Source organism: Streptomyces pseudoechinosporeus (assembly GCF_054783935.1).
In genome coordinates, this window is the sequence record NZ_BAAGPS010000059.1 from 164,011 (window position 1) to 190,760 (window position 26,750).

General features: G+C 68.8%; 25 protein-coding genes. 9 read left to right on the top strand and 16 right to left on the bottom strand.

Going from position 1 to position 26,750, the window contains the following annotated elements; translation table 11 throughout:
- Positions 1–3 precede the first annotated feature (3 nt).
- From ACYVO6_RS38845 to ACYVO6_RS38855, 3 genes are all read right to left on the bottom strand, one after another.
- Positions 4–1,509, bottom strand: coding sequence for an ABC transporter substrate-binding protein (locus ACYVO6_RS38845; protein ID WP_461069793.1), 1,506 nt, complete (start codon positions 1,507–1,509; stop codon positions 4–6).
- 90 nt (positions 1,510–1,599) lie between these two features.
- Positions 1,600–2,490 carry a sugar phosphate isomerase/epimerase family protein gene (locus ACYVO6_RS38850; protein WP_461069795.1) on the bottom strand — a complete coding sequence of 297 codons (891 nt, stop codon included), beginning with the start codon at positions 2,488–2,490 and terminating at the stop codon, positions 1,600–1,602.
- Between the two features lie 31 nt (positions 2,491–2,521).
- On the bottom strand, positions 2,522–3,625 hold the full coding sequence (locus ACYVO6_RS38855) for a Gfo/Idh/MocA family protein (protein ID WP_461069797.1): 1,104 nt from the start codon (positions 3,623–3,625) through the stop codon (positions 2,522–2,524).
- A 533-nt stretch (positions 3,626–4,158) separates the two neighbouring features.
- On the opposite strand from ACYVO6_RS38855, the gene ACYVO6_RS38860 reads away from it, so the two are divergent.
- A complete protein-coding gene (locus ACYVO6_RS38860; RefSeq protein WP_461069799.1) occupies positions 4,159–5,391 on the top strand; it encodes an ROK family transcriptional regulator in 1,233 nt (410 codons plus the stop codon).
- A 244-nt stretch (positions 5,392–5,635) separates the two neighbouring features.
- Here ACYVO6_RS38860 and ACYVO6_RS38865 read toward each other — a convergent pair whose 3' ends face one another.
- From ACYVO6_RS38865 to ACYVO6_RS38885, 5 genes are all read right to left on the bottom strand, one after another.
- Complete coding sequence (locus tag ACYVO6_RS38865) at positions 5,636–6,217, bottom strand: DUF1097 domain-containing protein (protein WP_461069801.1); 582 nt, start codon at positions 6,215–6,217, stop codon at positions 5,636–5,638.
- 2 nt (positions 6,218–6,219) lie between these two features.
- Positions 6,220–7,254, bottom strand: coding sequence for an alpha/beta fold hydrolase (locus tag ACYVO6_RS38870; protein ID WP_461069803.1), 1,035 nt, complete (start codon positions 7,252–7,254; stop codon positions 6,220–6,222).
- A 20-nt stretch (positions 7,255–7,274) separates the two neighbouring features.
- Positions 7,275–8,522: a formamidase gene (fmdA, locus tag ACYVO6_RS38875; protein WP_461069805.1), complete on the bottom strand. Its 1,248-nt coding sequence runs from the start codon at positions 8,520–8,522 to the stop codon at positions 7,275–7,277.
- A gap of 24 nt (positions 8,523–8,546) precedes the next feature.
- Positions 8,547–8,828, bottom strand: coding sequence for an FmdB family zinc ribbon protein (locus ACYVO6_RS38880; RefSeq protein ID WP_461069807.1), 282 nt, complete (start codon positions 8,826–8,828; stop codon positions 8,547–8,549).
- A gap of 115 nt (positions 8,829–8,943) precedes the next feature.
- Entirely contained in the window at positions 8,944–10,044 is a 1,101-nt protein-coding gene (locus tag ACYVO6_RS38885; protein WP_461069809.1) for a substrate-binding domain-containing protein, read from the bottom strand.
- A 159-nt stretch (positions 10,045–10,203) separates the two neighbouring features.
- On the opposite strand from ACYVO6_RS38885, the gene ACYVO6_RS38890 reads away from it, so the two are divergent.
- Complete coding sequence (locus tag ACYVO6_RS38890) at positions 10,204–10,647, top strand: MarR family winged helix-turn-helix transcriptional regulator (RefSeq protein WP_461069811.1); 444 nt, start codon at positions 10,204–10,206, stop codon at positions 10,645–10,647.
- 78 nt (positions 10,648–10,725) lie between these two features.
- Here the strand turns inward: ACYVO6_RS38890 and ACYVO6_RS38895 are convergent, their stop codons facing one another.
- The gene (locus ACYVO6_RS38895) at positions 10,726–11,661 is read right to left on the bottom strand and encodes a LysR family transcriptional regulator (RefSeq protein WP_461069813.1); all 936 of its coding nucleotides are present in this window, start codon (positions 11,659–11,661) and stop codon (positions 10,726–10,728) included.
- Positions 11,662–11,812: 151 nt separating this feature from the next.
- On the opposite strand from ACYVO6_RS38895, the gene ACYVO6_RS38900 reads away from it, so the two are divergent.
- Together ACYVO6_RS38900 and ACYVO6_RS38905 are read left to right on the top strand one after the other, a co-directional pair.
- Complete coding sequence (locus ACYVO6_RS38900) at positions 11,813–13,063, top strand: MFS transporter (protein ID WP_461069815.1); 1,251 nt, start codon at positions 11,813–11,815, stop codon at positions 13,061–13,063.
- A gap of 178 nt (positions 13,064–13,241) precedes the next feature.
- Positions 13,242–14,009: an NPP1 family protein gene (locus tag ACYVO6_RS38905; protein ID WP_461069817.1), complete on the top strand. Its 768-nt coding sequence runs from the start codon at positions 13,242–13,244 to the stop codon at positions 14,007–14,009.
- 18 nt (positions 14,010–14,027) lie between these two features.
- Here the strand turns inward: ACYVO6_RS38905 and ACYVO6_RS38910 are convergent, their stop codons facing one another.
- Entirely contained in the window at positions 14,028–14,687 is a 660-nt protein-coding gene (locus ACYVO6_RS38910; RefSeq protein ID WP_461069819.1) for a hypothetical protein, read from the bottom strand.
- A gap of 197 nt (positions 14,688–14,884) precedes the next feature.
- On the opposite strand from ACYVO6_RS38910, the gene ACYVO6_RS38915 reads away from it, so the two are divergent.
- Positions 14,885–15,514, top strand: coding sequence for an NADPH-dependent F420 reductase (locus tag ACYVO6_RS38915; protein ID WP_461069821.1), 630 nt, complete (start codon positions 14,885–14,887; stop codon positions 15,512–15,514).
- Positions 15,515–15,706: 192 nt separating this feature from the next.
- On the opposite strand, the gene ACYVO6_RS38920 is transcribed toward ACYVO6_RS38915, so the two are convergent.
- The 3 genes from ACYVO6_RS38920 to ACYVO6_RS38930 form a co-directional block, all read right to left on the bottom strand.
- The gene (locus ACYVO6_RS38920) at positions 15,707–17,071 is read right to left on the bottom strand and encodes an FAD-dependent oxidoreductase (RefSeq protein ID WP_461069823.1); all 1,365 of its coding nucleotides are present in this window, start codon (positions 17,069–17,071) and stop codon (positions 15,707–15,709) included.
- Positions 17,072–17,198: 127 nt separating this feature from the next.
- The gene (locus ACYVO6_RS38925; RefSeq protein WP_461069825.1) at positions 17,199–18,083 is read right to left on the bottom strand and encodes a Gfo/Idh/MocA family protein; all 885 of its coding nucleotides are present in this window, start codon (positions 18,081–18,083) and stop codon (positions 17,199–17,201) included.
- Positions 18,084–18,172: 89 nt separating this feature from the next.
- On the bottom strand, positions 18,173–20,131 hold the full coding sequence (locus tag ACYVO6_RS38930) for a zinc ribbon domain-containing protein (RefSeq protein WP_461069827.1): 1,959 nt from the start codon (positions 20,129–20,131) through the stop codon (positions 18,173–18,175).
- 311 nt (positions 20,132–20,442) lie between these two features.
- Here ACYVO6_RS38930 and ACYVO6_RS38935 point away from each other — a divergent pair, with 311 nt between their 5' ends.
- The gene (locus tag ACYVO6_RS38935) at positions 20,443–21,012 is read left to right on the top strand and encodes a TetR/AcrR family transcriptional regulator (protein WP_461069829.1); all 570 of its coding nucleotides are present in this window, start codon (positions 20,443–20,445) and stop codon (positions 21,010–21,012) included.
- 73 nt (positions 21,013–21,085) lie between these two features.
- The gene (locus ACYVO6_RS38940; protein WP_461069831.1) at positions 21,086–22,270 is read left to right on the top strand and encodes a GDSL-type esterase/lipase family protein; all 1,185 of its coding nucleotides are present in this window, start codon (positions 21,086–21,088) and stop codon (positions 22,268–22,270) included.
- 19 nt (positions 22,271–22,289) lie between these two features.
- Here ACYVO6_RS38940 and ACYVO6_RS38945 read toward each other — a convergent pair whose 3' ends face one another.
- Complete coding sequence (locus ACYVO6_RS38945) at positions 22,290–23,171, bottom strand: class I SAM-dependent methyltransferase (RefSeq protein WP_461069833.1); 882 nt, start codon at positions 23,169–23,171, stop codon at positions 22,290–22,292.
- 241 nt (positions 23,172–23,412) lie between these two features.
- On the opposite strand from ACYVO6_RS38945, the gene ACYVO6_RS38950 reads away from it, so the two are divergent.
- On the top strand, positions 23,413–25,407 hold the full coding sequence (locus ACYVO6_RS38950; RefSeq protein ID WP_461069835.1) for a DUF1996 domain-containing protein: 1,995 nt from the start codon (positions 23,413–23,415) through the stop codon (positions 25,405–25,407).
- A 138-nt stretch (positions 25,408–25,545) separates the two neighbouring features.
- On the opposite strand, the gene ACYVO6_RS38955 is transcribed toward ACYVO6_RS38950, so the two are convergent.
- Both ACYVO6_RS38955 and ACYVO6_RS38960 read right to left on the bottom strand, forming a co-directional pair.
- Complete coding sequence (locus tag ACYVO6_RS38955; protein ID WP_461069859.1) at positions 25,546–26,304, bottom strand: intradiol ring-cleavage dioxygenase; 759 nt, start codon at positions 26,302–26,304, stop codon at positions 25,546–25,548.
- Positions 26,249–26,635, bottom strand: coding sequence for a flavin reductase (locus ACYVO6_RS38960; protein WP_461069861.1), 387 nt, complete (start codon positions 26,633–26,635; stop codon positions 26,249–26,251). Before ACYVO6_RS38960 ends, ACYVO6_RS38955 begins: the two co-directional genes overlap by 56 nt.
- On the opposite strand from ACYVO6_RS38960, the gene ACYVO6_RS38965 reads away from it, so the two are divergent.
- Positions 26,580–26,711 (top strand): hypothetical protein, encoded by a 132-nt coding sequence (locus ACYVO6_RS38965; RefSeq protein WP_461069863.1) that lies wholly within the window; start codon positions 26,580–26,582, stop codon positions 26,709–26,711. The genes ACYVO6_RS38960 and ACYVO6_RS38965 overlap by 56 nt on opposite strands.
- Positions 26,712–26,750: the final 39 nt, after the last annotated feature.

Sequence of the window (26,750 nt, forward strand, 5' to 3'; positions counted from 1 at the left end):
TGGTCAGGACGCGGGGGCCATGTTGCGGATCGGCACGGCCGACACGTACGACCGGGGCGTCACCTTGATCTTCTTCGAGTTCCCCTGCACGGCGTCCAGGACGTCCCACGGGGCGTTGAACGCGTTCGTCTGCAGATACGCGTTGATCTCGCGGAACGCGTCGGTCTGGGCACCGCCGGTCGCCTTCTGGGCCTTGCCGATCAGCGAGTTGAGGGTGGGGTCGAAGTCCTTGGCGGGGTTCCAGGCGGCGTCCTTGGTGAGTTCGCTCTGGATGAAGTCCCACGGCTGCCCCGAGGCGAGCTTGAACCAGGACATCGCATACTTCCCCGACTGGAGCGCGGAGAACAGCTCGGTGAACGGAAGCTTGTCCACCTTGACCTTGATGCCGATGTCCTGCAACGACTGCGTCATGACGGCCTGTTGACCGGGCGCGACCGACGAGACGTCGGGCATGGTCACGGTGAAACCGTTCGGATATCCCGCCTCGGCGAGCAGCTTCCTCGCCTTCGCCGGGTCGTACGGATAGTTCTTCTCCAGCGACTTGTCGTACCAGCTGCTTCCCTCAGTGGCCATCTGCGAAGTCGCCGTGGCATAGCCCAGGTTGACCTTCTTGACGATCGACTCGCGGTCGAAGGCGTAGTTCAGAGCCTGCCGGACCTTCACCTTGCCCAGGGCCGGCACGATCTTCCCGGCGCGGTCCCAGATGTAGAGGCCTTCGACACTGTCCGGGTGTGCCTTCACCTCAAGGCCCCGGCCCTTGACCTGACGTGCCGTCTGCGGATTGATCCGGGCCCAGTCCACCTGCCCCGCCAGCAGCGCGTTGAGGCGCGCGGTCGGATCGCTGATGTTCTTGATGACGATCTTGGTGAAGGGGTAGGCCTTCTTGTTCCAGTAGTCGGCGTTGCGGGTGAAGGTGTACGTGCTGCCGTTGGTCGTCGCCGACTTGTCCAGGACGTACGGGCCCGAACCGACCGGTCCGCCCTTCCCGTCCAGGTGCTTCGGACTGGCGATCATCCCGGATGGATCGCCAAGGCTCGCCAGCAACTGTGGATCTGGAGCCGACAGACGGATGGCGACCGTGGACGAGTCCACGACATCGACCGAGGTGATCGCCTTCAGCTTGCCGGCCGCCTCATTGGAACCCTCCTTGGTGTGCAGGAGGTTGGCCTGCACCGCGGCGGCGTCCAGGGCGGTGCCGTCGGTGAACTTCACACCGCTCCTGAGCTTCATCGTCAGAACGGTGCGGGTCTTGTCGTAGGACCACGACGTCGCCAGGTTCGGCTTCGGATCGGCGTTCGTGTCCAGGCGGACCAACGAGTCGAACACCGGCTCGTAGTACTGGATGTTGTCGCCCAGAACCGCTGTCGCCAGGTCCCAGGGTGTGGCCGCGTTTCCGATCGCGAGCGTGAGTGTCCCGTCGGAAGCGGCGGGCACGTTGCCGGAGCCGCCGCTGCACGCCGTCACGGACACCAGGGTCAGAGCTGCCCCTGTCAGCGCGATTCTGCGCATGTCGTACCTCTTTATGTCTTGACGCTGTTCGTGTGCCATCCGGTGCTCCGGCTGGAAGGTGTTCTCGTGCTCTTCGGCGGTGCCGGACCGTCAGTACGGCTGCTGGGCGGCCCATTCGCCGCAGAGCCGGACACTCTCCTCGGGGGTCGGCTGCGCGCCCCGGTCGACCTCGATGACCAGCCAGCCGTCGAAGCTGTCGGGCAGCGCCGCCAGGATCCCCGGGATGTCGACCGAGGCGTGACCGGGCTCGGCCCACAGGCCGGCCAGGACCGTCTGCTGGTAGGTCCAGCCCTCGGCCTTGCCGCGCTCGGCGATATCGGCGTGGAAGTCCTTGACGTGCATGCTCGCCACGCGGGGCCCGTAGTCGCGGATGAGGCCGATGACGTCGGCGCCGGCCCAGCCGAGGTGGCCGATGTCCGGCCCGAAGGAGAGGACGTCCGCGGGGACGGTGTCGAGGATGAACCGGGTCTCGGCCTCGGTCTCGGCCCAGGTGCCGATGTGGGGGTGGAAGGCGGCGGTGACACCGTTGGCCCGGGTGGTCTCGCCCATCCGCGCGAACACGTCGCGAACTCGCTCCAGCCGCTCGGGAGTCGACTCCGTGCCGACCGCCGGCCGGTGTACGCGGGGCGCCTGCTTGTTCATGCCGGTGGCCACGAAGACCGTGGGCAGGCCCAGTTCGGCCATCTGTGAGCTGATCCGGTCCGTCTTGTCGAGCAGCTCTCGCAGGCTCTCCTCGTCCTCGGGCAGCGGGCCGGAGATATAGCCCGGCGCGGGCAACAGCCCGTGATCGGAAAGGAGTTGACCGTACTCGGCGGCCGTCATGTCCGCGGGCACTTCGGCGTGCACCGCGCGGATGCCTGCCTCGTGGATGACCTTGAGCCGCTGAGTGAGGGAGGGCGCCAGCGCGGGGTCGATCCAACCGTCGTCGGTGGCGATCCACTGCAGGGGGTTGATCGCGATCTTGTCGGGGTTGATGGTCATGTACGTCCTTCCCTGGGGCTTGAGGAGGGGGTCAGGCGGAGTAACGGGGCTGGGGGCGTTCGCAGGTGCTCTGGAGCTGCACGAGTCGGCCCTGCTGGGAGGCGTCCTCGACGGCGCACAGCGCTTCGAGCACGTGGAAGGCGAAGGAGGCGTTGGCGCGGTGCGGGCCGCCCTCGATCGCGTCCGCCAGGTCACGGACACCGAGGCCGCGGCGGTGCTGCTCGCGGGTGTCGACGGCACCGAAGAGGCCGACCGCCGGCTCCAGCACCGTCCACTCGGTGTCGCCGTGCCGCCGCAGCCGCACGTCGCCGTCGAAGTTGTTGGGGTTGGGCAGCGACAGCGTGCCCTCGGTGCCGTAGATCTCCATGCGGGGCAGGTCGGTGTCCCAGATGTCGAAACTCATCAGGGCCGTGCCGATGGCTCCCGAGGCGAAGGTGAGCACCGCGGAGGCGTGGGTGGGGACGGTGACCTCGATGGAGTCGACGGCGCGGCCGGGTGCGGTCACCGTTCTGACCGGGGCACCGATCCGGCTCGCGGCGGTGATGCTCTGGATCGGGCCCAAGCAGTTGACGAGAACGGCGAAGTAGTACGGTCCCATGTCCATCACCGGGCCACCGCCCGGCTGGAACAGGAAGCGCGGATCCGGGTGCCACGTCTCGGCCTTGCTGTGGCTGATGAAAGCGGAGGCGCCGACCGGTGTGCCGATGAGCCCGGCGTCGACGGCCTTGCGGGCCGTCTGGCTCGCGCTGCCGAGGAAGGTGTCCGGCGCCGAGCCGAGCACGCGCCCGCTCCTGGCGGCTGTGTCGAGGACAGCCCGGCCGTCTTCGACTGTCGTCGCCAGGGGCTTCTCGACGTAGACGTGCTTGCCGGCCTCCAGGGCGGTGGTGATGGTGCGCGCGTGGTGCACCGGCGGTGTGAGGTTGACGACGATGTCCACCGACTCGTCGGCGTACAGCTCCGCGTCGTCGCCCCAGGCGGGGATGTTGTGATCGGCGGCGGCCTGCTTGGCGCGGGCGACGTCGATGTCGGCCACCCGCACGATCTCCAGCTCCGGATAGCGGGCCAGTCCGGTGACATACCGGCCGAAGATGTTGCCGCTGCCGAGGATGCCGATCCGATGCGTCGGCTTGGTCATGGCCAGGATTCCTCTCGAATGCCGCGACATTTCGCCGCTTGGTTGCCGGATATTCAAGGGCCGTGCGGGGGCGTCGGACGAGGGCTGCGGTCCGCTGAGTAGAACGGAAGCGATCCGGTTACCGAATCGTGATAGCTAAGTCTGATGGTTCGTCAGGTGGCCGGGCGTGCGGCGGGCGTACCTTGGGCATTCGGCTGCTCGCGCAAAGAAAGGAGCAGGTCAGTGCCTGCTTTTCGACTCTCTCTTCGGTCCGGACGTCATCGGCGCGAACGGAGTGGAGGCATGCCGAAACTCCGTCGGCGCGCATAGGGTGTGTCTCGTTGAGAGGCCGGAATTCATTGACTCTGAGTGGCCTTACTGATATATGCCCTCGCCGTCGGGGTCGTCATCAGTGGCTGCGATACCGCGTCTCGCATCACGATCTTTTAGTTCGTGCGGGCGGAGCAAGATGCCGCTTTTAATTTTCTTCATTGACTAAAAACGGCTGAATGGCCGGATGAAGAGCGCATCACGACGGCATTAGGATCAAGAGCGTGCATAAAGGAGACGGGTACATAGCCGATCCGGCCCTGCTCCCGGCGGTGCCCGTCGGGTTGCGCAAAGTGCTGGATCTCGTGGTGGCGGGTGAGGCGACCAGCCGTGCGGAGATCGCGCGGCGCAGCGGTCTGGCCCGGTCGACGGTCGGTCAGCAGGTCGACCATCTCGTCGGGCTCGGCATTCTGCAGGAGCTCGAGTCCAGAGAGTCGGTGCGCGGGCGCCCGCCGAAGGTGCTGACGCTCAGCCCGCGGGCGGGAACCATCGCTGTGGCGGACGTCGACCTCCTGACGTCACAGGTCGCGATCGCCGATCTCACGGGGCGCGTGATCGCGCAGGAGACCGTGGACGTCCGGCTCGACGCCGGGCCGGAGGTGGTGCTGGAGGCGGTGACCCAGCGGCTGCTGAGCCTGCACGCGAGGTTCGAGCGCAATCCGGACCGAGTCCGCGAAGTGGTGATGGGCCTGCCCGCCCCGGTGGACTTCCAGCGCGGCTGCGCGGTGCGGCCGATGGGGATGCCCGGCTGGGACGGCTATCCGGTGGCGGAGTATCTGCGCAAGCGCTTCCGCGCACCCGCCGTGGTGGACAACGACGCCAACCTCATGGCTCTCGGCGAGGCCTGCCAGGAGGAGATGGACACCCCGCTGCTGTGTATCAAGATCGCAACCGGCATCGGGGCCGGAATCGTCACCGCCGACGGCGAGGTGTACCGCGGCGCGGACGGAGCCGCCGGCGATGTCGGCCACCTTCGTGCCGTCGGCGGCAGCGACGTCCTGTGCACCTGCGGCAACATCGGTTGCGTCAGAGCGCTCGCCTCCCACCGGGCCGTGCTGCAGCGCCTCGGCATCCCCGAGTCGACCGACGAGGATCCGTTGTACGGCACGCACGTGCTGGCGCAACGCGTCGCGAACAACGACCCGCACGCCGTGCGCACCCTGCGTGAGGCCGCCACCGAACTCGGCGAGGTGGTGGCCATGCTGGTGTACATGTTCAACCCGCGCACTCTGGTACTGGGTGGCCCGCTGAGTGAGCTCCGCGACGACCTCCTGTCCGGGGTCCGTGCCGTGGTCTACCAACGCGCCCTTCCTCTGGCCACCCGCAAGCTGACCATCACGACGACCCAGCTCGGCGGCGACTCCGGGATCCACGGCGCCATCGCCCTGGCCATTCGGGACGTTTTCAGCGCTCAGGGCGTCGCCCGGATGCTGGCCGACGACTCGGGGGCCGGCTGACGGCTTGTACACAGGTCCGCTGTGACGACTTCCGGGACACGGCAATCGTCGGCCGTTCCGTTGGCCGGACCCTTGACCTTGAAGGTCAAGACCGGTCTGGAGATCGCCCACCGGACGCTGCGGCCACTGATCGTGGCGTGAGGGCGACGCCCGCCTCCTCCTCGGGCTCGGCTCGGTCGGCTCGCCGATGAGACCGAGGAGGGGCCCGTCAGTCACGCAGCGCGGCTCATGGCGGGCCCCGTGCTCAGGCGCGCGCTTCGCTGGCCGAAGGTGTCACCTCCCCGGTCTCGCGTACCCCGGGCTCGGGTGCCGTGGCTGGTGGGGCGAACATCAGCCGTAGTCCGAGGGTGGCCGCGAGCGGGCCGAGGGCGCACATCGCGGCGGCGCTGACGAACGCGGCGCCCAGATTCCCCGCGTCATAGCCGAATCCGCCGAAGTACGTGGCGAAGGTCGACGCGAAGCCGAAGAACATCGCCGGGATGAGAGCGAACGGCTTCAGCCGACCGGTCGCCAGCAGGGTGCCGTTGACGAAGAAGATCACCACGCCGAGCGCCAGAGTCTGGGCGAACGACCCGGTGCCGAACATCGTGCCCGTCTCCCGGTTGAGCAGTACGGCCACCACCGCGAACCCCGCCCCTGTCGTGGTGGCGGTGATCATGGAGAGGGCGTTGGCGATGCTCGGACCGCCCTGCAGGAACGTTCCGGCCCAGGTGATGAAGATCGCCCAGGTCGGCATGTTGAGCGGGCTCATCAGCAGGAAGACGGTGGCGGAGGCGACGATCGAGGCGCTGACCTCGTGCGGCAGTCTGATGGGTCCGATGCTCATGGCTACGTCAATCCGCCCGGCTTGGCCAGCAGTTCCTTGATACCCGTGTCGATGAACTCGGTGTCCTTGGGACTGCTGCCGCCGCCGGCGAAGTGGCCCCAGATGCCGGGGATCACACGGAGTTCGGCGCCAGCGATGTGGCTGACGGCCCAGGCCTCGTCCTCCGGCGGGAAGTAGAGGTCCTTCTCGGCGGGCATGTCGAGCGTGGTCGCCTTGATGGAGCCGAGCGCCGCCTCCGTGTCCCCGTCGAAGCCGGGGGTGAGTCCGACGTCGCCGTTCTGCCAGGTCCAGAGCATGGTGAGGAGGTTGTTGGGGTCGCGACCGTCGAGGAAGAAGCCCTCCCAGAAGCCGACGAGGAAGTCCTCCAGGGAGGTGTAGCCGAGCTTCTCGTACTCCTTCTCCCAGTAGAACGCCTGCGAGAAGCCCCATCCCGCGTACACCCGGGCGAGCGCGCGCAGTCCGGTGGTCGGCCACTTGTCCGCGTCGTACCAGCCGCCGTTGAAGACCGCGTCGGCGGTCAGCGCGGCCTTGACGCCTTCCAGGAAGACCTTGTTGTGGAGGCTGGTGCGCGGGGAGCCGCAGAAGGGGGCGATCCTCTCGACCATCTCCGGGTAGCTGACGGCCCACTGGAAGGTCTGCCCGGCGCCCATCGACCAGCCGGTCACGAGCTGGATCTTCTCGATGCCGAACTCCTCGGTGACCAGCTTGTGTTGGGCCTCGATCTGGTCGTACACCGTGATGTCCGGGAAGCGGGCGCGGTCGTACGGCGGCGGTGTGTTGCTCGGCGAGGTGGACAGGCCGTTGCCGAGCATGTTCGGGACGATGATGAAGTACTCGGCCGGGTCGAGGGCCATGCCGGGGCCGATGAGCCACTCGTTGTCCCAGTGGCGGCCGGAGTACCAGGTGGGGTAGACGATCACGTTGGACTTGTCCGCGTTGAGTTCGCCGTACGTGGTGTAGGCGAGGTGCGCGCCGCGCAATGTGGCGCCGCCCTGGGTGGTGAAGTCGCCCAGCTGGAAGGTGAGATGGTCACTCATGGGGCTGCCTTTCGGGACGTTCAGGAGGTGACGGCGCACTGGCCGCGGTCGGCTTTTCTCGGGCCCTCGGCCGTCGGCCGGATGTCGAAGTCGAAGATCGCCGTGGGGAGGTAGAGGGTGCTGCACGCGTTCGGGATGTCCACGACGCCGCTGAGCCGGCCCTCGATCGGGGCCGAGCCGAGCAGAAGGTAGGCCTGCTCGCCGCTGTAGCCGAAGGACATGAGGTACTCGACGGCGTTGAGGCATGCGTTGCGGTACGCCATCGTCGCGTCGAGGTAGTGGTTGGTGTCGGTTTCGTGGTCGACGGAGATACCGACGAACGAGATGAACTCGGTGTACTGCGGCGCGACGTTGCCGGGCATGAAGATCGGGTTCGTCGTCACCCCGTACTTCTCCATGCCACCCTTGATCAGGTCGACGTGCAGGTCGATGAAGCCGCCCATCTCGATGGCGCCGCAGAAGGTGATCTCGCCGTCGCCCTGGCTGAAGTGCAGGTCGCCGCCGGAGAGCAGGGCGCCGGGCACGAGGACGGGGTAGAAGACCCGTGAGCCGCGGGTGAAGTTCTTGATGTCGTGGTTGCCGCCGTTCTCCCGGGCCGGGACCGTACGGGCGCCTTCGGCGGCGATACGGGAGGCGGTCTCGCCCTCCGCCGTGCCGACCAGCGCGTTGTCGGCGAGCGGAGGCAGTGCGAGCGCCGGAACCCGGTGCGGGTCGGTGTCGATGAGGGCCTGCTCGCGGGCGTTCCAGCGGGCCAGCAACTCGGCGGAGGGCGCGGTGCCGAAGAGGCCGGGGTGGGTGATGCCGGTGTAGCGGACGCCGGGGATGTGCCGGGAGGTGGCCTGCTGGCCGTGGAAGTCCCAGACGGCCTTGTACGAGTCGGGGAAGCGGTCGGTGAGGAAGCCGCCGCCGTTGTTCTTGGCGAAGACGCCGGTGTAGCCCCAGCCTTGCCCGGAACCTTCTCCTTCCGACTGCGGTACGGGCCCCAGGTCGAGGATGTCGACGACGAGCAGGTCACCGGGCTCGGCGCCCTCCACCGCGATGGGGCCGCTGAGCATGTGGGCGTGGGTGAGGTCGACGTCGCGGACGTCGTTGGCCGAGTCGTTGTTGCCGATCTGGTTGTCGGTCCAGTCCCGGCATTCGATGCGGAAATCCGAGCCCGGCTTCACGGTGACGGCCGGCGGGATGTCGGGGTGCCAGCGATTGTGGCCGGGGACCTTCTGGTCTCGCATGGACATGGCTTGGTCGACGCTGAAGACGACTTCGGGCATGAACGGCCTCCAGAACAGGGGGAATCAGGGCTTGGGCAGCAGGGCGTGCCGGGGGTCGGCGGGCGCAGCCGGACTGCGGCGGGCCGGGGGCACCTCGCTGACGACGCGCGGTTCGTGGGCGCCGGCCTCCTGGGCGTGCAGGGCGCGGGACAGGGGAGCGGGGGTGCGGGTGAGCATCGGGGCGGTGAAGACCCTGCGGGCCTGGTCTCCGCACGCGTCGCAGGGTTCTTCGGAGAGGGCGCTGCCCATCGGACGGATCACGTCGAAGGTGCCGCAGCCCGGGCAGCGGTATTGATACGTGGCCATGGACGACCAGCCTCCAAAAGCTTCGAGAAAAAAGTATTTTCAACCGAAGCAATTGAGCAAGGGGGCGGCGCGTTACGTGCGTGTAAAAGAATGGTCCGCCACGGGGAGGGGGCAGCTACGGCAGCTGCTGGAGCACATCCCACTGCAGCCCGTCGGCCGCGGCGAGGAACACCCGCTGCTTCAGATGGCGGTCCCGGATCTGCACGGTGCCGCGCGGAGTCTCGTACTCGAGACCCTCGGCGGTCGCCTGGATGCGGTCCATGTCCATGGTGCCCGCGCGGCGCAGCAGTTCGGTGAGCATGCGCACGCCCTCGTAGCAGGATTCGCCGAGGCTGTTGAGCACCGGCGCCCGGGGCCCGAACCGGCGGAAGTACGCGGCGGCGAAGTCAAGGCCGTACGCGGTCGGCAGGTCCTCGAAGTAACCGGCCGAAGTCATCAGGCCCCGGGTGTTCTCCGGTCCGGTCGCCAGCAGCACGTTCTCCTCGATCAGCGAACTGAACCTGATGTGATCACGGTCGAGCCCGGCGGCGGTGAACGCGCGGTTGAAGAGCACGGCGTCGTCACCGATCAGCAGCATCAGGACGGCCTCGCAGTCGCTGGCCGCGACCCTGGCCAGGACCTGGCCGAAGTCCTTGGTGCCGAGCGGCACGTACATCTCGTCGCAGACCTCGCCGCCGAGTTCGCGCAGATAGCGGTGGGCGGCGCGGGCGGAGGAACGGGGCCAGACGTAGTCGTCGCCGACGATCGTCCACCGCCGGATGCCGAGTTCGCCGGCGAACCACCGCAAGGCGGGCCGCAGTTGGCGGTTCGGGGTCTCACCGGTGAGGAATACGCCGGGGGACCGCTCGCCGCCCTCGTACAACGCGGTGTAGACGTACGGCACCCGCCCGTCGATGCGCGGGGCAACGACCTCCCGGACGGCGGAGATGTGCCAGCCGGCCACCGCGTCGACGACGCCGCCGGAGATCAGTGCGTCGATCTCGGTGGCCACCTGCTCGCGCGGCGCCCCGCCGTCGACGAGTACGAGCCGCAGCTCCTTGCCCAGCACTCCCGACTCGGCGTTGACCTCCTCGGCCGCGAGCCGGGCGCAGCACTCGCAGGACGGGCCGAAGATTCCGGCCGGGCCCTGGAGCGGGATCACGAGGGCGACATTCAGCGTGTCCCGGGTCCGGGGGCCTGCCGGGGTGCCGAGCCGGACAGACGCCTTCTCGATCATAGGCGCTCACACTAGCGATTGGTTGCTACGAGAATATTTCGCGGCGATAAGGAAATGACTGTATCGTGGAATCACTCCATGCGAACCGGCCGGTCCGCCGTGCGCTGACGATCGGTCACCATGGCACCGCAACGACACCGACGAAGCTTTGGCAGGGCGATGACGACGACCCCGGCGACAGCCGTATCCGAACTCGACTTCGCGCGGGCGCTCACGCTTGTGGAGCGGAGCGTCGTATCGAGGCTCGGTGAGGCGTTGAAGGCGGAGGGCGCGACGCTCGAGGAGTGGCGCGTGCTGTCGTTCCTGGGCGACGGCACCGGCCACGCGATGACGGAGATCGCCGAGTTCGCACTGCTGTCGGCCCCCACCCTGACCAAGGTGGTCGACCGCATGGTGTCCCTCAACCTCGTCCTGCGCCGGGTGGACGACGCGGACCGGCGACGCGTACTGGTCTTCGCGTCCGAGCGCGGCAACGAGGCGCTTGGCCGCTGGACGGCGGCGGTGGAGCAGGAACAGGAGAGCATCGTGACGGCTCTCGGTGGCGAGGAGGCGGCTCTGCTCAGGACCCTGCTGCAGCGGGCGTGGAGACGTCTGGGTTCCTGAGACGACTGTTGAACTTGCCGCCCTGGCCCGGCTGTTGCGGCTCACGTCGTTGTTGCCGCTCGGTTGACGCGATGATGTTCAGCGCTGGGCCCATTTCGGCGTCCACGTCTCGGCGTCGCGTTGGTCGGGCTGTGCGGATTCCAAGTAGGCGCGGAGAGCGGCCAGTTGGGGATGCGGATTGTCGCCGCGCCAGATCAGCGAGTGCGGGTAGACCGGTGTCGGGTCGTGCACCGGTATGCGCCGCAGGTCGTAGTCGGCGGGCCAGACGAATCGGGTGCCTTCGCCGACGAAGGTCGCCAGGGCCGGGGAGTCGGCGATCATGTCCAGGAGCGGCTCGAGGCCGAAGTTGGGGCCGGTCGCGTCGATGGTGAGCCCGAAAGCGAGGGCGAGTTCGTCGTAGTAGGCGGCCCATTCGGTTCCGGTGACGATGCCGGGCATCCAGATCCGGTGCCCGGCAAGCTCGGCGGGCGTGACCGCACGGGTGTCGGCGAACTCATGGGCCGGTCCGGTGAGGAGTTGGAGCGGCTCGTCGAGGACGCGGACGGCCACGATGCCGTCGGGGAGTTGCCGCGCGGGCGTCGTGACGGCGCGGAACGATGCGTCGATCGTGCCCGCCCGGACCGCGTCGATGGCCGCGTCGGCGTCGAGGAAGTGGGTCACGACATCGAGTTGGGCCTCCGGATGCGCACGATGGAAGTCGCGCAGCAGACCTGCCGGCGCGAGCCCCCGTCCGATCACGTCGACGCGCAACGCCCGACGGCCAGGACGTACGGATGCGGCCGCCCGCTCCTCGGCCCGCAGCAGCTCGCGGGCATGCGGCAGGAACACCCGTCCGTCGACGGTGAGTTGGGCTCCGCGCGCGGTACGGGTGAACAGCCGCACACCGAGGTCCTTCTCCAGCCCGGCGACGCGCTTGGATACGGCCTGCTGGGTGAGAGACAGTCCGGCGGCGGCTTCCCGGAACTGGCCCGCATCCGCGACGGCGACGAAGGTGCGTACGGCATCGAGATCCACGCCGATCGACAGTAGCGCACGGACCTCGGGTCACAACGTGCGGTTGTGGCTTCCCGGTCGGGCGGTTGTTTGACCGGCCGGCCTCCCGCTCGCTTGGATCTCGCTGATCAAGGTGAGGTTGTTCCGGCGAGGCAGCGGGGGTGCGCTGGACATGGCGGTGGGGCTGGGACGCTCGCTGGGGCGGCAGTTCGGGTGGCTCTGGGCGGCGTATGCGACCAGTACGTTCGGCACGCGGCTCGCGTTCGACGCGTTCCCCCTGATCGCGGTCCTCGTGCTGCACGCCGGGCCGGCCGAGGTGTCGGCGCTGGCGGCAGCGGGGCTTGCGGTGGGGGCGGCGGTGGCGGTGCCGCTCGGCCCGTGGGTGGAATTCCGCCGCAAGCGGCCGGTGATGGTCGCGATGGACCTGACCCGGTTCGCGGCGTTGATGAGCGTCCCCGCCGCGTTCGCGCTCGGCCTGCTCAGCTTCACCCAACTGCTGGTCGTGGCCGTCGTCGTAGGTGCAGCAGACATCGCCTTCAGGGCGGCAAGCGGCGCATGTCTCAAAGCGCTCGTACGGCCGGAGGACCTGCTCGTCGCGAACGGGCGGTTCGAGTCCACGATGTGGACCGCCACGGCGCTCGGACCGCCGCTGGGCGGGGCCGCGATCGGGCTCTTCGGCCCGGTGACGACCCTGGTGGCCGACGCGGTCAGCTACCTGCTCTCGGCTCTCGGGATCCGCGCCATCGGCGGGAAGGAGCCGCGGCCTGTACGAACCGATGCACCGCGGCTGAGAGCCGGCGACCTGCTCGAAGGGTGGCGGTACATCCTGACCCACCCGGCGCTGCGCCCGCTGTTCTTCAACACGATCCTGGTCAGCAGCCTGATCATGGCAACCTCGCCGCTGCTCGCCGTTCTCATGCTGGGTCCTCTGGGATTCGCGCCCTGGCAGTACGGCCTCGCGTTCGGAGCGCCCTGCGTGGGCGGCCTCATCGGCTCACGACTGGCCCGCCCACTCGTGGCGCGGTTCGGACGGCACAAGGTCATGCTCACCGCCGGAACGCTGCGCGCGTGCTGGTTGCTCGGGCTGGCCTTCATCGGCCCCGGCGCCGGCGGCCTGGTGCTCGTCATCGCCGTCGAACTGGGGCTGATCACCTGCATGGGCGTGTTCAACCCGGTGTACGCCACCTACCGCCTCGAGCACACCCCGACGGACCGAGTCGCCCGCACCCTGGCCGCGTGGTCGGTCACCAACAACGCCACCGTCGCGGCCATGACCGCCCTGTGGGGCGTACTGGCAGGCATCACGAGCCCCCGCACCGCGATCGCGATCGCCGGCCTCCTCATTCTCACAACCCCCCTCCTCCTGCCTTGGCATGACTATCCGTCAGAGCACGTACGGGAAGGGGCCGGCAGCCGGACCTGACCGACGCAACTGATGCGACGGCCGACTCAGCTCGTCAACTCCCAGGTATTAGTGGGCGCTTCATCGTTTCAACACCTTTCAGAGATCACGGTGTCAACGAGGTGCCGGGAGTCTGTTGCGGGCATGTCAATCGTGCCATCATCATGCGGCCCACACCGTGGTCGATCAGGAGGACGCGTTGAAGACGAGTTCACGGATCCGCAGAGCAACTCTCATACTCGGCAGCGCCGTTGCGCTGGTCGTCGCCTTCCCCGGCAGTGCTCTCGCGGCCCCGCCGCGGTCCTTGCCCGCCAACGCGGAAGCACTGGAGCAGACGTTCCAGCCGACGTACGACTACGACACGGACGGCTGCTACTCCACGCCCGCCATCGGCCCCGACGGGACCGTCAACGGCGGCCTCAACCCGACCGGAGCCCTCAACGGCGAGTGCCGCGACGCCTCGGACCTGGACAACACCAACGGGTACTCCCGCTACAAGTGCAACAACGGCTGGTGCGCCATCATGTACGGCCTGTACTTCGAGAAGGACCAGGCCGTGGCCGGCAGCAGTCTCGGCGGACACCGCCACGACTGGGAGCACGCCGTGCTGTGGGTGCAGAACAACCAGGCCATGTACGTGTCCACTTCGGCCCACGGCAGCTTCAGCGTGTACGGCCGCGACCAGATCCGCTGGGACGGGAACCACCCCAAGATCGTGTACCACAAGGACGGCGCCAGCACCCACGCCTTCCGCCCCGCGACCGCGAACGACGAGCCGCCGGAGAACCACAAGGGCAGCTGGCAGTACCCCCCGCTGGTCGGCTGGAACGGCTACCCCGCAGGTGTGCGCGACAGGCTGAGCCAGGCCAACTTCGGCAGCGCCAACTTCGGCCTCAAGGACGGCAACTTCAACAACCACCTCGCCGCAGCCAAGCCGGCTGGCATCGCCTTCGACCCCAACGCCTGACGTGCGGCGCCCCGGGCTTCAGTGGTCGGCGTGTTCGGGCTGCGGTTCGGCCTGGGGTGGTGCCGTCGCCTCCGGCGCGGTGTAGAAGACGGACGAGCCCTGCTTGGTGCGGTGGGCTTGGCTCTTGGCCACGAGTCCTTCGAGCGTGGTGCGCACGACGGTGGTCTTGATACGGCGGTCGGGGTGGGCCTGGCCCAACGCCGTCGCGATCTCCGCTGCGGAGCGCGGTTCGCTCTGCTCGGTGAGATGGCGGCGGATGAGCTCGACGAGGGTGGGCTGGGCCACCTTTGTGGCCTCAGCCTCAGTCTTAGCCTTGGCTGCGGGCTTCTTTGCCGTTGACTTCTTGGCCGTCTTGCCTCCCTGTGCGGTGGCGGCCTTCTTCGCCTGGGACTGCTTGCCGGTGCCGGGCTCGGTGGTGGTCTTCTGCCCCTTCTGCCGGGGAATGGAGGGTGCGGCGGCGTCTTCGGGCGCGGGCTGAGTGGCTGCGCCCGCACCGAGCGCCTGCTGCATGTTCACCAGCACGGTGTGGTCATGCTGGAGGGCGCGCAGTTGCTCCTGCAGCGCGCTGATCTCTGCGCCGATGCGCTCCTGCTCCTTGGCGTTGTTTTCGAGGTCGTTGGCCACCTGGGCCATGTACTGCGAAGTCAGTTCGGTGGTTGTGGGCGTGCTCTCCGTCATGATGCCGACCTTCCTCGGATCCTGGCAGCGGGGCTAAGGGAACTTAGGGTTGCCCCAGCGTAGAGATGGTACGTACGGACGGAGCCGGTTGTTCCCCTCGCGTGACATCGGGCGCTGCGGACCTACGTCTTTGGTACCGACCCCGCCTGGGCCCGCAGCCTGATCCGCTTGGCCAGGAGCGCGGTTAGCGTCACACCATGCGTATCGGAATCTTGGGCACGGGCAATGTCGGCCGAGCACTGGCAGCGGGCTGGTCCGCGGCGGGGCACGAGATCGTACTCGGGTCGCGGCGACCGAAGGAGCGTACGGATCTGGGTTTCGCCGTCGCCGGTCTCGGCGAGGCGGCCACACACGCGGAGGTGGTGGTCAACGCGACTCCGGGGACGGCATCCCTGGACGTACTGGCCACGATTGGAGCGCCGGCGCTGGCCGGGAAGACACTCGTCGACATCGGCGTCGGGCTCTCCGACGACTTCACTGAGCTTTCCCACCCCAACAGCAGTCTGAGCGAGCAGATCCAAGAGGCGTTCCCCGACACCTTGGTGGTCAAGACGCTGTGCACCATGGACGCGTCCGCGATGACCGACCCCGGTGGCCTGGACGGCCCGAGCACCGTCTTCCTGTCCGGCAACAGTGCCGCGGCCAAGAAGACCACCGCGCAACTGCTCGACGACCTGGGCTGGCCTCCGGCCTCCCAGCTGGACATCGGCGACATCACCACCGCACGCGGGCAGGAACACTTCGCCCTGCTGTTCATGGGAATCGCAGGCGGCCTGGGGACCCACACGTTCAATATCAACGTCGTCACCCGCCCACTCGCAACGTGACGTGAACGCGGGCGCGGAAGGCGGCAGTTGAACAGTCGATGGGGGGCACGGAGTTGGTGACCTCGTACTTGGGCTTGGCCGTGCCCGTGACATCACCACCGCCCAGCACCCACCCCCGAGCACCCCAAACGACCGCGCGGCCAGGCCATACTCCCGCCAAAGGGGGCACAGCCCGGCCGCGCGGCCTGAGCGCTACGCGCCGCTCGCCCTGAGCATGTCCTCACGCTCGACGATCTTCACGCGCTCCCGGCTCTCGGGCTCACCCAGCGCCTTCTCCGCGGCGTCCAGCCGGTACCAGCCCTCCCACGTCGTGAAGCGGACGTTCCGCTCGCCGAGGAACGCGTCCACGGCCTCCGGGGCGGGCGAAGTGGGCGTGTGCAGGCGGCCGTTCGCGTGGTCGTCCAGCAGGTTGGCGACCGTCTCGTTGGCATCGCCCTTGGTGTGACCGATCAGGCCCACGGGACCGCGCCGGATCCAGCCCGTGACGTACGTCGACTGCAGGTGCGCGCCGGTTTCCTCGATCACCCGGCCGCCGTTGTCCGGCACCGTGCCCGACTCGACGTCCCAGGGCAGCTTGGGCAGCTTGTCGGAGAGGTAACCCACCGCGCGGTAGACCGCGGTGACGTCCCAGTCCTTGAACTCGCCGGTGCCCTTGACGTTGCCGGTGCCGTCGAGGACGGTGCGCTCGGTGCGCAGGCCGACCACGCTGCCGTCCTCGCCGAGGATCTCGGTCGGTGACTCGAAGAAGTGCAGGAACAGCTTGTGCGGCCGGTCGCCGACATCGCGGATCGCCCAGTTCTCCAGCGTCTTGGCGACCATGTCGGCCTGCTTGTTGCCGCGCCGGGTCTCGATCGAGCCCTCGTCGTAGTCGATGTCCTCGGGGTCGACGATCACCTCGATGTTGGGGGAGTGGTCCAGCTCCCGCAGCTCCATCGGGCTGAACTTCGCCTGCGCCGGGCCACGGCGGCCGAAGACATGGATCTCGCGAGCCTGGTTGGCCTTCAGACCCTCGTGGACGTTCGGCGGGATCTCGGTCGGCAGCAGTTCCTCGGCCGTCTTGGCCAGGATGCGCGCCACGTCCAGCGCCACATTGCCGACGCCGAGTACGGCGACCTTCTCCGCCTCGAGCGGCCAGGTCCGCGGGACGTCCGGGTGACCGTCGTACCAGGAGACGAAGTCCGCCGCGCCGTACGAGCCGTCGAGGTGGATGCCGGGTATGTCGAGCGCCCGGTCGGCCGTCGCGCCGGTGGAGAAGACCACGGCGTCGTAGAAGGTGCGCAGATCGTCCAGGCTGATGTCGCGCGGGTAGTCGACGTTGCCGAACAGGCGGACCTGCGGCTTGTCGAGCACCTGGTGAAGGGCCTTGACGATGCCCTTGATGCGGGGATGGTCAGGGGCCACGCCGTAACGGATCAGGCCGAACGGGGCGGGCATCCGCTCGAAGAGATCGATGGACACGCCGGGTTCGGCGGCCACTTCGGACTTCAGCAGCGCGTCGGCGGCGTAGATCCCGGCGGGGCCGGCTCCGACAATGGCTACCCGCAGGGGGCGGGGCATGATCAGGTTCCCTTCGAGTGGTGAACAGGCAACTCGTCGGCAACCCTAAACTAAGGCAAGCCTTACTTGGTACGAGGGTCCGGCCTATGACCTCATAAGGCAGCCTTATGGGAAACGGGGAATCCCGTCAGTGCGGCTCTGTCAGCTGGGCCTCGGCCGCAACCAGGATCTCCGTCACCCGCAGGCCGAAAGCGGCGTCGCACGCATGCGGACTGCCGGTGCGGGCAGCGGCGAGGAGGGCGTCGGCGGCCCGGACGAGAGCGGGGACCGGCCCTTCGGTGGACGCGGGCAGGACGGTCGCTCCCGCCTTGCCGCGCAGTTCGACCGTGGCGCCGGCGGCCGCAGGCGGAGCGGTGAGGCTGAGAGTCAGGGTGCTCGACGCCCCGCCGATGTGCTGAAGGATCAGATGGACGGTGTCCTTCGGGCCGCGTGCGGCGGCCGCCACCCGCTCGACGTCGCCGAGAACCGGCAGCAGTACGGACAGGGCATGCGGGCCGACGTCCCACAGGCCGCCCTTCTCGCGTCGCCACGGCGAGTCGGCGAACGGGCTGTCGCTGGTGAACAACGAACCGAGCCACTCCGCGCGTCCCGTGAACCACCCGTCCAGGGCGGCCTGTTCGGTGATCCAGGCCTCAGTGGTGGTCTGGAAACGGGCCGTGAAGAAGACGACCGAGGCGACACCGGCCTCCCCGACCGCCTCGACGACCGCCCGCCCCTCTTCGACGCCTGCCGCGAGGGGCTTGTCGAGCAGCAGATGGCAGTTCGCCCGCGCCGCGCGCGCCGCGAGCGGGGCCTGAACGGAGGGAGGCAGAGCGATCGCGACGGCGTCCACCTCGGCGAGCAGGGCGTCGACGTCCTCGTACGCGCGTGTCCCGTGCCGTTCGGCCAGCGCCTCGGCCGCGTCCATGCGCCTGCCCCACACGCCAACGAAGTCCAGTTCGCGGTGCCCGCTCAAGGCGGGGGCATGGGCCATCTCGGCCCACGGTCCTGTACCGAGCAGTCCGATGCGCATGCCGCCGCCTCTTCTCGTGCCGATGTCATGGGGCGACCGGTGCAGGTTGTCGTCCGGCCGCCTGTGTGCGCTGAGCGTCTCTGATCAGCTTAGGTATCCCATGTCAGACGCAGTGTCCGGCACGGGGGTTCTGCCCACCGTGGCGGGGAAGCGTGAGCATGGAGGTGGAATCCCGCGCCCAAGGCTGCTCCGCGTGGCCGGTGTCGGCCGGTGGTGGGTGTGCTGATCGTCGTCACGCCCTGGTTCCGGAGAGCCGCACGAGGCAGTCTCCGGACCGTGTGAGCGTGTCCCTCCGGACGCTGGCCCGCCAGGTCTTGCGGCCTGGTGGGGGAGGGTGTCCGGCGTCGCCTGGGCGTCGGACATGCTGCTTGATGGGGGGTCGGTCCGGTCTTGGACCTGTCCCGGCCGGTCTGGGCGGCGGCCGGTGTGATGACCGCCTTGGCTTCGAGCCTGTCGATCACCGAGCGGATCACCATGGTGCCGCTGGCGCGGTCGGTGACCGTCTTGGTCTGGTGGGTGAGGCCGCGTGCGGCAATACGCCGCCAGGCGCCCTGGTCCCGGTCGCCCTGCCAGCCGCAGGAGGGGCAGAGGGCCCATTTCCAGCCCGCAACGGTCGGCCGGTCGGGGGCCTTGCGGTGCCGCAGCGGCACCAGGCACTGCGGGCAGTGCCTGGAGGTGTTGCGGGCCGGGACACCCACCACGGCGATACCGGCCTCGGCGGCCAGGTGCCGCATCCGGTCCACGATCTGCCCGCGCACCGTCTGCGACAGGCGGGTGTTGTGGCTGCGGCCCATGCCCCGGGCCTCCAGCGAGCGGAGGTCCTCGACGTAGATGGCCGTGGCCCCGGCGGCGATCGCCTGGTCCACCGCCCACCGGGCGGCGGCCCACGCCAGGGCGTCGTTCAGGTTCGAGCGGCGGTCGGACACATGCCGGATCTCGTCGGTGAGAATCTGACGCTTGTCCGCGAGAGCATGTCCCTCGCGTTCGCCGATGAGGCGTTCGTACCGGTCGGCCCTGGCGTGCAGGAATTCGGACTGGCGGCGCAGGCGGTGCTGCTTCGACAGGACGCCGGACGCACGGAACATCCCGCCACTGCCGAGCGTGGTGATCGTGCCGTCGCCGTTCAGCCGGGCGGCGCCCGCACTGAGCAGGGTGTTCAGGCCCCAGTCCACCCCGAGGGCGACCGTGTGGCCGGTGCGCTGCGTCTTCGGGACGGCGTGCGTGTAGGCGAGATCGGCATGTACGGCGCCCTGGTGGATGCGCAGGGCGGGCAGGTGCAGTACCGCGTTCGCGGGGATCGTCGGGGGCAGAGTGATGGGGCAGGCTACCCACGTCCAGTGCGCGTAGGAGCGCGGGTCGGGGCGGGTGGGCAGCTGCAGGCGTAGCAGTGCCCGGCCCGGCTCATCGGCGCGCTCGATGCCGGCCTGCTGGCCGTCACACGCGGACAGCAACAGCATCCGGGCAATCCGGGGCTCACTCTCCAGCTCGAACACGTCCACCGGCATCCGGTCGTGCTTCTTCCGGAAAGCGGCGACCTGCCGGGTGCGGGAGGTGATGAGGCTGGATGGCAGGTGCTGCCCGCCGGGCACCGCCTCGCGGACGGCATCCCACTCGTCGGCGGTGCGCTTCTTCGGATCCGCGGGCCACGTCTTGAGGACGCCGGCGGTCAGGTCGGCCCGCCACTTCGCGGAGCGCAGGGTGCGTCCGGCCTGTTCCTGTGCCATGCGCAGGATGCGGTCGTTGACCTTGGCGCCCGGGGTGACGGTCCAGCCCAGGCGGCGCAGCGCCATCCAGGCGTTCGGCGGCAGCTTCTGCCCGCCCGCGTCCACGCCGGAGGCGAGCGCATCCACGTCGGGGGTGTTCCAGTGCCCGGCCAGCAGATCGGCGACCATGCCGGACACCAGACCGGCAGCCCAGCCCACCCGCTCGGCCAGCACGCCGGCCGACAGCAGCTCGCCGGTCCTCTCCTCCACCCCCGTACGCAGCACACCACGGGCGCAGGCGGTGCGGGCGGCCTCCCCCTCGCCGAGCGGCAGCTTCCGGCTCACCGACATCCCCCTCCCGCCCACAGTGCTGTCATCCGATCAACGACACCCCCACCAAAAGGTCACGCAATCGACCCTCGCACCCCCATGCGACACCCGCATCGAATACCCGACGCCATCGGACGACGAATCACTACGGATACCTAAGGAAGTAGGTGAGCCTTTCACGCAGGCCCTGAGGGTACGCAACCAGCCATCGTCCGGGGGCCTGGTCGGCCCGGCCGCCCTCAGCGGACGGCGCCGCGGCAGCTGCGTAATTTGCCTAAAGGTATTAGGCAGCTGCATGATTGGTTATGCCGAACGGGAGGAGGGGCATGGCACGCGTAGGACTGACAGCGGAACGCCTGACCCGGGCGGGGGCCGAACTGGCCGACGAGGTCGGCTTCGACCAGGTGACCGTCTCGGCGCTTGCCAGGCGGTTCGACGTCAAGGTCGCGAGCCTGTACTCGCACCTGAAGAACTCCCAGGACCTCAAGACCAGGATCGCCCTGCTCGCCTTGGAAGAACTCGCCGACCGGGCCGCCGACGCCCTGGCCGGGCGGGCCGGCAAGGACGCCCTCGCGGCCTTCGCGAACGTCTACCGCGACTACGCCAGGGAGCACCCCGGCCGTTACGCCGCGGCCCAGTTCAGGCTCGACCCTCAGGCGGCGGCTGCCAGCGCCGGCGGCAGACACGCGCAGATGACGCGGGCGATCCTGCGCGGCTACGACCTGACGGAGCCGGACCAGACCCACGCGGTCCGGCTGTTGGGCAGCGTCTTCCACGGCTACGTCAGCCTGGAACTGGGCGGTGGCTTCAGCCACAGCGCCCCCGACTCACAGGAATCCTGGTCACGGATCCTGGACGCCCTCGACGCGCTGCTGCGGAACTGGCCCGGGCCCTGAAGTACCGGGCGGAGACGGAACGCCACGCGGCACATCCGAGCAACCTGACCATGCCGATCAACAGGCGGAGGCCATGCACACCCACCACAACTGGACCACCACGCCCATCACTTCGGACCTCCTCCGCGGCGCCCTCGACCTGGAGCCCACCACCCACGGCGTACTGCCGCACCGCCTGCCCGCCCGGGCCCGCGCCCAGTGCACCGACGCACAACTCGCCATGGTGGAGTCCCAGCCCTCCGGTGTACGACTGCTCTTCCGCACCCGCGCCACCGCCGTCGAACTGGACACGCTGCCCACCAAACGGACCTACGTAGGTGCCCCGCCCCGCCCGGACGGTGTGTACGACCTGCTCGTCGACGGCCGTCTGACCAGCCAGGCCACTGTGTCCGGCGGCAACACCGTGACGATCGACCTGACCATCGGAACCGCCGAGCACCAGCCCGGCCCGCCCGGCACCCTGAGCTTCACCGACCTGCCCGAGGGCATCAAGGACATCGAGATCTGGCTGCCGCACAACGAGACCACCGAACTGGTCGTCCTGCGCACCGACGCTCCTGTCGAGCCCATAGCGGACCGGGGCCGCAAGGTGTGGCTGCACCACGGCAGTTCGATCAGCCACGGCTCCGACGCCGCGAGCCCCACCACCACCTGGCCCGCGCTCGCCGCCTCCCTCGGCGGCGTGGAACTGATCAACCTCGGCCTGGGCGGCGGCGCCCTGCTCGACCCCTTCACCGCCCGCGCGATACGGGACACCCCCGCCGACCTGATCAGCCTCAAGCTCGGCATCAACCTGGTCAACCTCGACCTGATGCGCCTGCGCGCCTTCACCCCCGCCGTGCACGGCTTCCTCGACACCATCCGCGAAGGCCACCCCACCGCACCGCTGCTGGTCGTCTCGCCCATCCTGTGCCCCATCCACGAGGACACCCCCGGCCCCGGCGCCTTCGACTTCAGCGCGCTCGCCGCCGGAGAGCTGCGCTTTCTGGCCACCGGCGACCCTGCCGAGCGAGCCAACGGAAAACTGACGCTGGGCGTCATCCGGGAGGAGCTGTCCCGCATCGTGCGCGAGCGGTCGGCCGACGACCCCCACCTGCACTACCTCGACGGCCGCGACCTCTACGGCGAGACCGACTTCGCCGAACTGCCCCTGCCCGACGAACTCCACCCGGACGCCGCCACCCACCGCCGCATCGGCGAACGCTTCGCCGAGCGGGCCTTCACCACGGGCGGCCCCTTCACCGACCGCGGCGCGTGAAACCGGGTACCCCGGAGCCTCACGGGTTCACGGCGGTGACCAGCCAGTAACGGCCCGTCAGCCGTACGCCACTGTCGTCCTGATAGGCGCCAAAGGCCTCCACCGCGGCCCGCCGGGCACGCTCCTCCGTAGCGGAATCGGCGTCCGCCTCGCGCAGCCAGTGCCGCAGCGGCCCGAAACCGAAGAGGAACCCGGCCGCGTCGTCGGCGTCCTTGCCCCAGTACTGCGGCGCTTCGACGTCCTCGACGGCCACGTCGTCGAAGCCGGCGCCGGCCAGTACCCGTCGGGTGTTGTCGGGGTCGGCGAAGGCGAGCGGGCTCGGGCCGGTGGACTGGGACAGATCCGGCAGCCGTACGTGCTCTCCGATCGCCGCGAAGACCGTGGACTGGTCCATGCGCGCGAACTCCTGCGGACAGACGAAGGCCAGCCGCCCGCCCGGGCGCAGGGCACGTCCGATGTTGCCGAACCCCGCGACCGGATCGGCGAAGAACATGATGCCGAAGCGGCTGACGGCGACGTCGAACGAGGCCTTCTCGAAGCCGTACACCTGCGCGTCGCCCCGTACGAACTCCACATGGCCGAGGGATTCGGCGGCGGCGCTCGCCCGGGCCTGCTCCAGCATGGGCGCCGACAGATCGATGCCCAGGGCGTACGCGGCGCGGTCGCCGGCCAGGCGGGTGACGCGGCCGTTGCCGCAGCCGATGTCGAGAACGCGGTCGGTCGGCGTGAGGGCCGCCGCGTCGAGGAGCGGGGTGTTGGCCCCGTCGTTCAGGCCGTCGTAACGGTCCTGGTGGTCGGCCCAGTGCCGACCCTCGTAACCGTTCCAGGCCGCGGCCTGCTGCGAGTTCACCACGTCGTCGGGGGCGGGCGGGCTGTCCGGGGTGTCCGTCGAATCCGTCATGCCTTCATGGTGGAGCAAGGAGCGGACCGACCTCGATGGCTGCGACGCCGTCTCGGGCTGATTCGTGAGAGGTCTCTATGAATTTGTGGGGCGTTTGAACGCAGCGGGGCTCGGCTCCGTATGGGGGCAGGGGATTGTCCATGCCCGGCCTCCGCCGAACCGTAGGAGTACTCCCGTGAGACGCAACACGCGAAGACGCCCAACAGGCGCACGACGCACGACCTTTGCGGCGGTCGCGCTGATGCTGGGAGGAGGTGCGCTGGTAGCGGCGAACGTTTATGCCACGGCCACCGAGAGCGGCTCGGGTCAGCAGCCGGGTCAAAGCCAGGCCGACCAGGTTCTGGCTTCGGGTGCCGCCACGATCGACTGCCCGGACGTCGGCACCAAGTTGACGGCGGTGCCGGACCAGGCGAGGGCGGAGGTCGACAAGGAACTCGCCCTCCTGGACAAGCAGATCGCCGAGGCCTACCAGCGACTGCAGAACTCGGCGCAGGCCCAGCAGCAGGACGCAGGCTTCGCCGACAACGCGATCATGAATCCGCTGAAGGACAAGCGGACCGCGACGATCGAGCGGATCGCGATCGCCATCGGGCGTGTGGGGGAGCGCCCGCAGGGTCTTGAATCTCTTGCCGCCTGTACGTTGCGCGCTACCGGTAACGAGGCCGGCAACGGCGAGAACGGCGACCAGGCGGGCGACGGCCAGAACGAGGGCGACGCCAATCAGGACGAACAGGGTGAGGGCCAGGACGGCCAGGACCAGGGCGAACAGCAGGGAGACAATGGCGGTCAGGCCGGGAACGGGCCCGTGGCCGCGGACTTCACCGACATCAAGACCGTGCAGCCCAACGTGGCAAAGCCGCAGCAGCAGGGCAATGCCTCCCGCGGCACCTTCACCACCAGCTGTGGCGTGAACGCCAACGGCCTGTTCAACTCGGACAACGTGATCGTGGCCCCCGGCGTCACCAACGGCGCCCACCACTTCCACGACTACGTCGGCAACCAGGCCAACGACGCCTTCGCGAGCGACGAGGACTTGGCGAACGGCGACACGACGTGCGTGGACCAGGGCGACAAGTCTTCGTATTTCTGGCCGGTGTTGCGTCTGCAGAACGGTGTGCAGGAGCAGGACGCGAACGCGCCGGGTGGCGGCATCGAGGGCAACGTCGGTGAGATCGTCACGCCCAAGAAGGTGACGATGACCTTTGTGGGCAATCCGCAGAGCAAGGTCACGGAGATGCCGCGACTGCTGCGCATCATCACCGGTGACGCCAAGGCGTTCGTCAACGGCACCGCCAATGCCAACGCCTCGTGGAGCTGCACCGGGTTCGAGGACCGGCAGCTGAAGGACAAGTACCCGCTCTGTCCCCAGGGCAGTGACGTGGTGCGCACCTTCAAGTTCCAGAGCTGCTGGGACGGCCGGAACATCGACAGCGCGAACCACCGCACCCACGTAGCGTTCGCCGACGCCAACGGCAACTGCGCCAACGGTTTCCAGGCGATCCCGCAGCTGGTGCAGCGCATCGTCTACGACGTCGACGCGCCGAGCCTGAACGACGGCGGTCGTACGGTTCCGTTGTTCGCGGTGGACTCCTTCCCCGAGCAGGTGCACAAGCCGGTCACGGACCACGGCGACTTCATCAACGTTTTCGACGAGGACTTGATGGGGGAGATGGTCGACTGCATCAACGCCGGCCAGAAGTGCGGCGTGGGCGGTGACGCGGGTGCGGGCGCCGGTGAGGAGCCGCAGGACAAGCCGACGGAGAATCCTGACGACGCGTCCGGTGAGAACGGCGGCAACGCCGGGAACGACGAGGCGGACGCCGGCAATGGCGACAACGGCGGAGCGGATGCCGGCAACGCCGGGGACAACGCCGGGGACAAGGACACGCCGGAGCCAGCCACGAAGGCGCCGGACGCCGAACCGGAGGTCGGATCCGCGCCCACCAACCGCCCGGACCCCGAGGTCTACACGACGCCCTCGCCCGCCCAGGGCGATCAGGACGTGTCACCGGCGGAGGGCTCGGACGACAGCGGCAGCGGTGGTGAAGGCGACTACTCGGACCAGGCGTCGGACGCAGGCGGGAACGATCAGGCGGCCGGTGCACAGACCGAACCGCAGGGTGGTTCCGGCTCTCTGGCCGAAACGGGTACCCAGCTGTGGCCGGCCGCGGCCGGAGCGGTGCTCGTGATCTCCGGCTTCGTGCTGTTGCGCCGTATGAGGCGCAGTTCGTACTGACGCCTTTCGTCGGACGGCATCGGGCGGCGACCGGACCTGCATCGGCAGGCCGGTCGCCGCTTTTGTACGTGGGCGATGCGGGGCACATCCGGCCTGCGACGTCGGGTGACGTCGGGGGCTCGGCTCACGCGGTGGCGGTCAGACCGGCACCGTAAGCGTGGCTGTGTAGCCCTTGTCGACGCTGCCTTCGACCGTGGCCATCTGCTGGTCGTAGCCGTCGCTGAAGATCATGTCGCTCTCCAGGGAGAGCTGGCCCAGGTTCTGCACACTCTGCTCGTAGCCGTCGCTCGCGTACACCGTGTCGCAGACGTCCTTCGGAAAGGCGAGCTGTGAAGTCGCCGTGATGGACGTGGCGTTGGTGGCGTCGTCCAGGCTGCCGTACACCTCGAAGTGGATGTGCGGCCAGCGGCCCGGATAGCAGCCCGGGAAGACGCTGGTGAACGTGACCTGGCCCTGGGAGTCGGTCTCCTGCACGCCGCGCAGGTAGTTCTCCTCGGTGACGCCCTCGGAGTACAGCGAGTAGTTGCCGTCCCGGTCGCACTGCCAGAGGTAGACGGCCGCGCCTTCTTTCGGCGTACCGCAGCCGGAGGCGGCCTCGGTGACGGTGAGGGTGATGGTCAGCGCCACGCCCTCGGCGGTGCCGCTCGCGGAGCCGAAGCTGGAGGTGATGTCCGAGCGGACGACGCCGCTTTCCTTGAGGACGTTCACGCCGTTGGACCCGTCGCCGGGGTACGGCCCGGCCGTCTCACCCGGGATGGTCTCGCAACTCCCCTCGGATGTCCCCGAGGAGGCCGCGGAAGACGAGGCCGAGGAGGGCGAGGAGCCGGCGGTGTCCGGCTCCTCACTGCTGCAGCCCACCACCGGGACCAGACTCACGCCGGCCAGCAGCCGGATCATCTTGCGGCGGTGAAGCGTGGGGAGGTCGAAGGAGAGACCTCTGTCGTGGTCGTGGAGTTCTTCGTTCATGACTGCTCGCCTTTGGCTCGTCTGTGCCACCTGCTGGTTGTGCGTGACAGTAAGGCCGCCACCTGTGAAGCGTCCACGAGCCGGCTGTGTGTGGCAGGCCGGGGTGCTGCGTGCCCAGGATGTTGAGGCCGAAGCGGCCGGTACGGCGGATGATTGTCAGCAGTTGTGAGCGTTCGCCCAGCGACACCAGCACCATGGGAGGCGTCATGGACAAGGACGCGAAGGCGCTGACCGTGGTGCCGTGCGGGCGCCGGCCGTCCATGGCGGTGACCACCGCGACCGGGGACGCGATGGCGGCCATGACTGAGGGGCCTCGCGTTTTCCGGACAGGTGTCTGACCGTCTATTTCACGCGGCGATTCGCAACTTCTCGTACTC